Annotated in this window: 4 protein-coding genes and 1 pseudogene; 4 read left to right on the forward strand and 1 reads right to left on the reverse strand. The window is 35.1% G+C overall.

What is annotated here, in order from left to right; genetic code table 11:
* The first annotated feature begins 4 nt into the window (after positions 1-4).
* Entirely contained in the window at positions 5-2536 is a 2532-nt protein-coding gene (locus tag DOS84_RS18185) for a glycoside hydrolase family 31 protein (protein WP_111411532.1), read from the forward strand.
* 263 nt (positions 2537-2799) lie between these two features.
* On the opposite strand, the gene DOS84_RS18190 is transcribed toward DOS84_RS18185, so the two are convergent.
* The gene (locus DOS84_RS18190) at positions 2800-3540 is read right to left on the reverse strand and encodes a hypothetical protein (RefSeq protein WP_111411523.1); all 741 of its coding nucleotides are present in this window, start codon (positions 3538-3540) and stop codon (positions 2800-2802) included.
* Positions 3541-3998: 458 nt separating this feature from the next.
* On the opposite strand from DOS84_RS18190, the gene DOS84_RS18195 reads away from it, so the two are divergent.
* The 3 genes and pseudogenes from DOS84_RS18195 to DOS84_RS18205 all read left to right on the forward strand — a co-directional run.
* Complete coding sequence (locus DOS84_RS18195; RefSeq protein ID WP_111411524.1) at positions 3999-5669, forward strand: T9SS type A sorting domain-containing protein; 1671 nt, start codon at positions 3999-4001, stop codon at positions 5667-5669.
* Between the two features lie 77 nt (positions 5670-5746).
* Positions 5747-8944 (forward strand): RHS repeat protein, encoded by a 3198-nt coding sequence (locus DOS84_RS18200; RefSeq protein ID WP_124020663.1) that lies wholly within the window; start codon positions 5747-5749, stop codon positions 8942-8944.
* A 10-nt stretch (positions 8945-8954) separates the two neighbouring features.
* Positions 8955-10585, forward strand: a pseudogene (locus tag DOS84_RS18205) (hypothetical protein); the annotation flags it as partial.

Consider the following 10585-nt stretch of genomic DNA (forward strand, 5'->3'; position numbering starts at 1 on the left):
AATTATGAAAAAAATATCAATTTATTTGATTCTGATTCATTTATTGATTCAGATCAATCTAAGAGGACAAAATACTGAAAAAATGGGACAGACCCTTGGCAGCTGTTCCTCTTATTTAATAAACAACAATAAAGTGATTTTTAATTGTGAGAACAATGCAAAAGTGCTTTTACAATTCTGCAGTGGTCAGGTAATAAAAGTTTGGATTTCTACCGATGGTAATTTTAAGCGTAATAACCAATCGTTTGCTGTTATCAATGAAGATCTTGGTTGGTTGGGTAATGTTAATGTTAATGAAGAGACCACTGCCTATGAAATTTTTACGGAACAATTAAGAATAAGGGTAAATAAAAAACCATTTAAATTACAAGTATTTGATAAGTATCAAAAGTTGCTGTTTGGCGATTACAATGAGAAAGGATTCGTAAAAAATGATAAGCATATTGCGAGTTATAAAACATTAAAATCAGATGAGCAATTTTTTGGTTTGGGAGAAAAATCCGGAACTCTTAACCGACGTGGAAAGAGTTATAAAATGTGGAATAGTGATCAGCCGTGCTATGGTGTAAATGAAGACCCTCTTTATAAAAGTATCCCGTTTTTTATGAGTACCAATCATTATGGAATTTTCTTTGATAACACCTATAAAACAGAGTTTAAATTTGGCAGTGAATCAAATGAGTATTATTCATTTGAAGCTCCTGCTGGAGAAATGATTTACTATTTTATGTATGGTAATGATTATAAACAAATCATCCAGAATTATATAGCGCTTACCGGCAACCCTATTATGCCGCCTAAATGGGCTTTAGGTTTTTCACAATGCCGCGGTAATTATACAAGTGAGACTCAAGCCAGGGAAATCGCTGCTGAGTTTAGAATAAGGAAAATTCCTTGTGATATTATATATCAAGATATAGGTTGGGTTGAAGGACTTCAGGATTTTGACTGGAAGAAAAGCAACTATCAAAATCCTAAACAAATGGTTAAAGAATTGGGAGACCAAGGTTTTAAAATGATAATCTCTCAAGATCCCGTTATTTCTCAAACAAATAAAAAACAATGGGAAGAGGCCAATTCTAAGGGATATTTTGCTAAAGATATTCGCTCAGGTAAAAGTTATGATATGCCATGGCCTTGGGGTGGGAATTGTGGAGTAGTTGATTTTACAAAACCAGACGTAGCTGATTGGTGGGGAGACTATCAGCAAAAACCTTTGAATGATGGTGTTCGGGGATTTTGGACCGACATGGGAGAGCCAGCCTGGAGTAACGAGGATGCTACTGATCGACTTAGTATGAAACATTATTTAGGGATGCATGACGAGATCCATAATGTATATGGTTTTACATGGGATAAGGTCGTAACGGAACAATTTTACAAGCATAATCCCAATAAGCGTGTATTTCAAATGACAAGAGCAGCATATGCAGGATTACAACGATATACGTTTGGTTGGTCAGGTGATTCAGGAAATGGCAATAATGTGCTGGAGGGATGGAATCAATTTGCGAATCAAATACCAGTTGGATTATCGGCAGGATTAGGAATTATTCCTTTTTGGACTTCAGATATTTCAGGTTATTGTGGTGATATCAAAGATTATGATGCCATGTCGGAATTATATGTTCGCTGGATGCAATTTGGTGTTTTTAACCCGCTGAGTCGAGCACATCACGAAGGAGGAAATGCCGTTGAACCTTGGGTTTTTGGAACTGAAGTAGAGAATATTACTCGAACTGCCATTGAATTAAAGTATCAATTATTTCCGTACATCTATACCTATGCAAGGGTAGCGCATGATACAGGCTTGCCTTTAATGAGAGCTTTATTTCTGGAATATCCTAATGATAGTGAAACTTTTGATTTGAATGGTCAGTTTTTGTTTGGTGACGAATTATTGGTTGCTCCAGTGGTTGAAAAAGGAGCGGTAACTAAAAAACTCTATTTACCAGAAGGCGAGTGGATTAATTATAATGACGGTAAAAGTGTTTATAAAGGAAAACAATGGATAACCGTTGAAGCTCCTTTGGATGTTATACCCCTATTTGTAAAAAAAGGGGCTATTATTCCTAGTATGCCAATAATGCAATATATACATGAAAAACCTAATTACCATGTTAGTTTTGATGTTTATCCTGATAAAGTAGGTAAAGAATCTTCCTTTGTTTTGTATGAAGATGATGGAGAAAGTAGGGATTATGAAAAGGGCATTTTTTGCAAAACAAAAATTACCGCCATTGCTAATTCATTAAGCTATGCAATACATATAAGTGCCAGAGAGGATAAGGGCTATAAACCTTTAGGATCTCGAAATTTCATTATAAAATTGCATACTAACAGTAAGCCTAAAAGTGTATTTGTAAATTCCATAAAAATTAAAAAAGAGAAACCAGAAGTTTTAAATGCAAAGGGATTCGTTGATTATGAAAGTTTATCTTTTAGTTGGGATGAAGAAAAGGGAATAATTTATGTGAAACTACCGGATAATGGTCAAGATTACCAAATAAATATTAATTCGGGAGATAAAAGTTAGCCCAATTGCAAGTAAGGTTTTTAAGGAAGTAATTTTTAAGGCAATTGTTATTTAAGTTTATTGGATGTGCAAGCAAAAAAGTAGTAGGGAGTAAGTTAAGCTACAATTTGTTTGCACATTCATGGTTTTTCTATTTAGTAGGTTAAACACCTTTTCTTATTCTAATTTACTTATTATTTTATTAAACAAATTGTTCTGTTGCATCTAAAGTTAAGTTTTTACCTTTCCTAAAATCACAAACTAATGAATGCTAAAGGTCATTGTTATCCACAATCTATAAACTGATATATACTTGTGTTGAAAAAATGTCTGAAAGCGTCTTTCAATTTGTATTCGTTTACATTGAACATTTTTGACAATTCGTTTGTGCTGGGTAAAGGGTTTTCCAAGTTTTTTAAAATGTAGGTGTGGACATTTTGAATCAAGACAGCATCTGATTGTTGTTGGTTAGTCGCATTTGGCTTGGCAATGGTTTCTGGTAGTATATCTTGAAAGATCGTTGTAATGGTACTGATGATAATCCTATTGCTGTACAATAGTCTTGTAACGGTACAATGGGAAGGAACCAAATGCTGGCTTTGTGTACTGAATATGAATTGGACGGTTGCTGATACTGTTTTATTATTTGATGCTGCGGCTTTAATAGTGTCCCATAATGGAATGGATTGTTTGGCCAGTATTTCGCGGAAGTCTAATTCTAAAAGCTTGGCGGGGTTGTATCCTAAAAGGGTAGGTAGATTTTTGCTGAAGCTCTTGATCATGAAGTTTTTGTCGAGAATAATTGTGGTCTGAACTAAGTCTTGGTAGGTGTAATGTGGGTTTATATGGTCCAAGTGAGAGATTACCAATTCCATTTTCGTGGCAGTGGTATTTAGCATTGTTATCAGTTCATCCAACTGATTATTGTCTGTTTCCCCTTGTATCCTGAATGTAAGATTCCCCATTGCCATTTCGAACAGCATATGGTAGATGGTTTTTAGCTTTTGTTGGATTTGGCTGTTCATCTTATTGCAGTGATGGGTAAGTGTGGAGAGGAGAGGTTAGAGAGGTTTATGAAGATTAGGCATGTTTAGTTGTCGGGATGAACAAAATTATATCATATCCTTTGTAGAAACTAAAGGTGTGGTGTTGGATTCGGGAATTGAGTAAGGGAATTGTTAAAGTAAACAGAGGTGCGTTTTTTTGAGTTGGACGTTTTTCTATAATTAAAATACCTTGAATTATAATTTTTTGTTTGATGTATTTGATAGTCAGTAAGATAGTTTGTTATTTATCCGTTTTTTTTTATTTTTTGTACATTTTTATTAAGTGAAATATCACTAAAAGTGGGTATTGTGTATGTAAAATGGAAGGTTTAGTATTGCACCGATTCTGTTAAAAATTAACAAGTAATTAACATAAAATCAGTTATATCCTGCTAAAAACCGGTTACTACTATCCTATCACACTCTAATTCAAGTCAATGGAAAAAAAACTACTTCTACTATTACTTTTTTATTCGTGCCTTACCCAATCCCAAGATATTCTTTGGGAAAAATCGTACGGAGGACTCCATGCCGATTATCTTTTTGATGCCCAAGCCACAGCCGATTATGGATTTATTCTGGCAGGAAGCTCCTTGTCAGATAAAACAGGAAACAAGAGCGAGAATAACCACGGCGATTTGGATTACTGGGTGTGGAAAATGAATGAAAAAGGCGATCTCGATTGGCAAAAAAGTCTTGGAGGCAGTGGTTTTGATCTACTTCAAAGCATCAAAAACACGAAAGATGGCGGTTTTATTTTAGCCGGTACATCCAACAGTCCCCAAACCCCAAAAGGAGCCATTGGTAACAAAAAAGAAAACTGCAAAGGGATAACCGATTTTTGGGTTATCAAGCTCAACGCCAAGGGTGAAGAACAGTGGCAAAAAACTATTGGAGGCAGCGGTCAGGATGAATTGCTGTGTGCCTTTCAAACCAGTGATGGTGGTTATATGCTGGGAGGTTCATCCAATAGTACCCTAAATCCTAAAACAGACATTACGGAAAAAGGCACAATTGATGTTAAACCTGATTTAACAGCTAAAATCGAAAAGTGCAGAGGTAATATGGATTATTGGATTGTAAAGCTTGACAATACTGGGGCTGTGCAATGGCAAAAGACGTATGGAGGTGAATATGCGGATGTACTAAGAAGTATGGAACAAACCGTAGATGGCGGCTATATTCTAGGCGGGTATTCTAATTCATCTAGATCTGGAGACAAAACAGAAGAAAATAATGGAATTGGAGATTATTGGATACTGAAAATTGACAATTTGGGCACGATCGAATGGCAAAAAGCATATGGAGGAAATGGGGATAATCAGTTGTATGTAATTCACCAAACAACAGATGGTGGCTATATAGCAGGTGGGAATTCCAATAGCACAACTCAACTTAGTTTTAAGGGAGGCACTGTGAGTAATGGTACTGATTATTGGGTTTTGAAAATGGATGAGAAAGGTGATGTAGTTTGGAGTAAGACCTACAACTTTGGTAAAGTAGATATTTTAACCTCAATGATAGAAAACGAAGATCATACTTTCCTGATTGGTGGGTATGCCCAAAGTGAAAGTGATCAGGGGACGAAAGGAGGTTTGCAATTATTGAAAGTGAGTGGGGACAAGGAAGGAATAAATGATTACATCGCTTTGAAAATAAGTGATACTGGAGAGGAACTCTGGAAAAAGACAGTAGGAAGCAAAGGAGAAGACATTTTGAGGAAACTCATTGAGACCAGAGATGGTGGTTATTTGCTGGCAGGAACCTCCAATTCGAAATCCTCTAAAGATAAAAATTCGACCATTGGAGGAAATGATTTTTGGGTTGTAAAATTGAAAGACAAGAAAAAACCGGAAGAGGTTAAAGTGAATATTGAAGCCTTTCCTAATCCTACTAGCACTTTTACTAATATTATTATCGGTTACGATTTTGAGCAGGGCACAGCATCCGTTTATGACCTACTAGGAAGGCAGTTGCAGCAATTTGAAATAAACAGCCGAACGGTTCCCATTGATTTGACTGGTTATCCTGAAGGTATCTATGTGGTTAACATAAAGACCAATGTGCATACGGATGGGGTTAAAGTGATTAAAAAAGGGAGTAAATAATGATAGTAATTAATATTATGAATAAAAATGCAATTATAATCTTGTTTTGTATTTTACTAACTTTTATGTCAGTAAAAATGAAAGCTCAAGATGATTCCACCAAGTTTCTGCCCAATATAGTACCTCCTTCGCCATCTGCATATTCATTGGGAAATTATGGTAATGTGCCGGTTGGTTTAGTAAACGGGACCTCTAATATAGACATTCCATTATTAACCTATACGACAAAGAATCTGTCTATGCCTATCAAATTATTTTATGGGTCAAATGGGATTAAAGTTGACGATATTTCCTCAAGTGTTGGTTTGGGATGGAATATGACGGCAGGCGGTATTATTACCAGAAATGTAAATGATGTTGCAGACGAAAAAAATAATATTTCTCCGGTCAGTATACCCGATGATGCAATTTTAGACGACGGAACACTTACCTCTGTTGATATTGATTATTTTTATAATATTGGAAATAATGACGGGGCAGATTCAGAAGCCGACATTTTCTCCTTTAATTTTAATAATTTATCCGGAAAATTTGTTTTAGATAAAAATCAAAATCCGGTTTTGATAGAAAATCAAAATGTTACAATTGAAAAAATCACTAATTCCGGGAATACTTCCTTTATAATAACCACAAATGACGGGATTAAATATTATTTTGATGCTGTTGAAACTACCATGTTCAGGGCTCAGAATGCAGGTTTTTCACAACCAAATATTTCTACAACTTCATGGTACTTAACCAGTGTGAAACATCCGTTAGGTGATGAGATTTATTTAGAATACGAAAATAATGACTATAATTTTATTGCATCTCAATCGCAAGCATTAATTGTATCCAATCCTTATACTCAGGAAAACTGTGTAGAAAATAATGGTGGTACATATCAGTACGGTCCAGTACTTACAAGCATAACCTCGCACAGTATGTCTATTAATGGTAAACACATTACAAGAATATTTTCAAATAATACCATGAATGGAGTATTGAATTTTTTATATTATCCAGATAATGATCCAGAGGTTTCGATAGGAGGTAATAAAAAAATCAATAAAGTACAACTTATTGCTAATTCGAGCAATACAATTGAAGAAATTAATTTTAATTATTTAGTAACTGCCAACAAGCGCAGTTTCTTAAAACAGATTGTTTTCAAAGATATAAGCAAACAGTATAATTTTGAATATATAACTCCCGAACTATTCCCACTGCGATTAGATAAAAGCCAGGATCATTGGGGCTATTACAATGGAAGAAGCAATTCTACCCTGGTACCTGAAGTTCCAAATATGCCTGACATACAATTTACCAAAGCCAATAAAGAAGCAGATGTAAATTTCACAAAAATTGGAATGTTAAAAAAAATATGCTATCCAACAAAAGGATGTTCGGAATTTGAATATGAAGCTAATACATTTCGAGGCCAAAAAACAATTACTCCATCTCCAATTGAAGGCGTCCTGAATGTTTATATAGGTCCTACCACTACTTCCCCGGATGCCATTAAGATAAGTGAACAAACAATATACCTGCCCTTTAGTCAAATGGTTAATGTTGGAGGCTATGGCGAATTTAATCTCGATGCCTGTGATGCCAGTATGAATACAGACCATTCACAAGCTAGCCTATCAGTTACGAACATAGAAAATAATAGTCTAGAGCATTTGTTTAGTGAAACACAAAGTGCAGGTTTTGTTGACGAAGGAACCTCTATTATATTAAAGGAGAATATTTCGATCAGTCAGTTTTACTTTTTTGGTGAAGCGAATAAAAATTATAAAATTAGTTTAAAAGCAAGTTTAAGATGTACTGCCGGCGGAGTTCAATTTGAATACTATAATTCTCGGCCGTATGTTATGTCAGATAATATTGTTACGGGAGGAATAAGGATAAAATCAGTTAACGATCTTATTGAAAATAATTCAACCGATAAAAGTAATTATAAACGATTTTATTATTCTTCATTATCCAATTTAAATATTTCCTCGGGAATTTCATCCGGAAACCCCTATTACATCTCACAGAGTACAAAAAGAATAGTATGTAATGGCACTGGTGAAACAGGCATTCAGTGCAGTCATGTTGACGTTAATAATTTGGTTCTGACTTCGAGCAGTATTTTATCATTATATGATAAAGGAGCTAATGTATACTATAAAGATGTTACGATAAGCTATGGAGATGATGCGTTTTTGAATGGAGGAGAAAATCACCAATTCATTATAAATCCTGATCTACCAGGTGAGGTCTTGTCGGGAACCGATTTTAATCACTCATCAAAGACAAACTCAGGTTGGAATAATGGATTAGAAAGTAAAATAATTTATTTTAAAAAAGGGAATGTCCCGAATAGTTTTTTATATCTAAAAGAAAGTACCAATGACTATTTTTCTGATACTAGAATTAACAAAGAAGTATATAGTTACCCGGTAAGAAAGAATTTTCAGTTAGACTGTTTTTCCTCTGGGCAGCCTGACAGTATAGAAAATTTAGACATTATGCACAATGTAATATCTTCACACTGGAATTATCTTGCATCAAATGAAACAACAGATTATTTTTATGATTCCAATGACATTCGTAAAGATTCAATAGTAAATAAAACTAATTATTTTTATGATAATCCTAATCATGCGCAATTAACCAGAAGAGAAAGTATTAATAGTGAAAATGAAACTTTAGAAACCAAATATGTTTATCCTCCTGATTTACTGGGAGAAGCATTTATGGATGAACTGGCTTCCGGAAATCGAATATCAAATCCTGTTATTACAGAAGAGTATACTGGAACTACTTTAGTTTTTAAAAATAAAACAGTTTTTGCAAAAGATGATTCTACAAATAGCTTAGTGCTTCCGAAGTTTGTTTATGCTGCAAAATTTCCTAATTCTATCGCTACTGCGAATCAATTAGAAAAAAAAATCACTTACGACAAGTATGACAACAAAGGAAATATATTGCAGTATACATTAGAAAATGGAACGCCCGTTTCTATTATTTGGGGTTATAACCAGACAGAGCCGATTGCTAAAATCGAGAATGCCACATATGAGCAGGCGAATGCTGTTTATTCGACAAATGAAAATGTTTTTAGAAACAGTTTACCGAATGCCATGGTGACAACTTATACATACAAGCCACTTATTGGAGTAAGCAGTATTACAGATCCGAAGGGAAATACCATTTATTACGAATACGATGAATCTAATCGTTTAAGTCTCGTTAAAGATTCACAAGGAAATATATTGTCTCAAAATCAATATCACTATAAAAATTAATATGAGAATGATGAAAAAAAATATATTTAGCTTCATTTTGATAATGATAGGGATTATAGGGCATACTCAAATAAAGAATGGAGTGCAAATAACTCCGATGAATATACCGCCTGAAGGTGGCTGTACTTATTGCTACCAATGGAATAGGGATGGAGATCATGATGGATTTGGAAATCCCAATCCCAATGCAGTTATATTTGCTGATACAAAACCTATTGGATATGTGGCAGACGAATCTGACTGTAATGATGGTGATGCTACAATAAACCCTAATACCATTTGGTATCTTGATTCGGATCAGGATGGCTTTGGGATATCTGGAGCGAACAATAAAACTCAGTGTTTGGATCCAAGTATAGCTGGTGGAGTACAGTATGTTCGTAATTCGAACGACTGTGTTGATAACAATATCAATATAAACCCGAATACAAAATGGTATCTTGATAGCGACAAAGATACCTTTGGGACAGTTTCAACTTTCCTAACCCAGTGTAGTGATCCCAGTACGTCAACCGTGAAATATGTCCTTAACAATACCGATTGTGTTGATAGCAATGTCAATATAAACCCGAATACAAAATGGTATCTTGATGGCGACAAAGATACCTTTGGGGCAGTTTCAACTTTCCTAACCCAGTGTAGTGATCCCAGTACGTCAACCGTGAAATACGTCCTTAACAATACCGATTGTGTTGATAACAATATCAATATAAACCCCAATACAAAATGGTATCTTGATGGTGACAAAGATACCTTTGGGACAGTTTCAACTTTCCTAACCCAGTGTAGTGATCCCAGTACGTCAACCGTGAAATATGTCCTTAACAATACCGATTGTGTTGATAACAATATCAATATAAACCCGAATACGAAATGGTATCTTGATGGCGACAAAGATACCTTTGGTACAGTTTCAACTTTCCTAACCCAGTGTAGTGATCCCAGTACGTCAACCGTGAAATACGTCCTTAACAATACCGATTGCGTTGATAGCAATATCAATATAAACCCGAATACAAGATGGTATCTGGATGGCGACAAAGATGCCTTTGGGACAATTTCAACTTTCCTAACCCAGTGTAGTGATCCCAGTACGTCAACCGTGAAATACGTCCTTAACAATACCGATTGTGTTGATAACAATATCAATATAAACCCGAATACAAAATGGTATCTCGATGGTGACAAAGATACCTTTGGTACAGTTTCAACTTTCCTAACCCAGTGTAGTGATCCCAGTACGTCAACCGTGAAATATGTCCTTAACAATACCGATTGTGTTGATAACAATATCAATATAAACCCGAATACAAAATGGTATCTTGATGGCGACAAAGATACCTTTGGGACAATTTCAACTTTCCTAACCCAGTGTAGTGATCCCAGTACGTCAACCGTGAAATATGTCCTTAACAATACCGATTGTGTTGATAACAATATCAATATAAACCCGAATACAAAATGGTATCTGGATGGCGACAAAGATACCTTTGGGACAATTTCAACTTTCCTAACCCAGTGTAGTGATCCCAGTACGTCAACCGTGAAATACGTCCTTAACAATACCGATTGTGTTGATAACAATATCAATATAAACCCGAATACAAAATGGTATCTCGATGGTGACAAAGATACCTTTGG

The sequence above is a fragment of the Flavobacterium aquariorum genome (genome assembly GCF_003254745.1).
GTDB lineage: Bacteria > Bacteroidota > Bacteroidia > Flavobacteriales > Flavobacteriaceae > Flavobacterium > Flavobacterium aquariorum.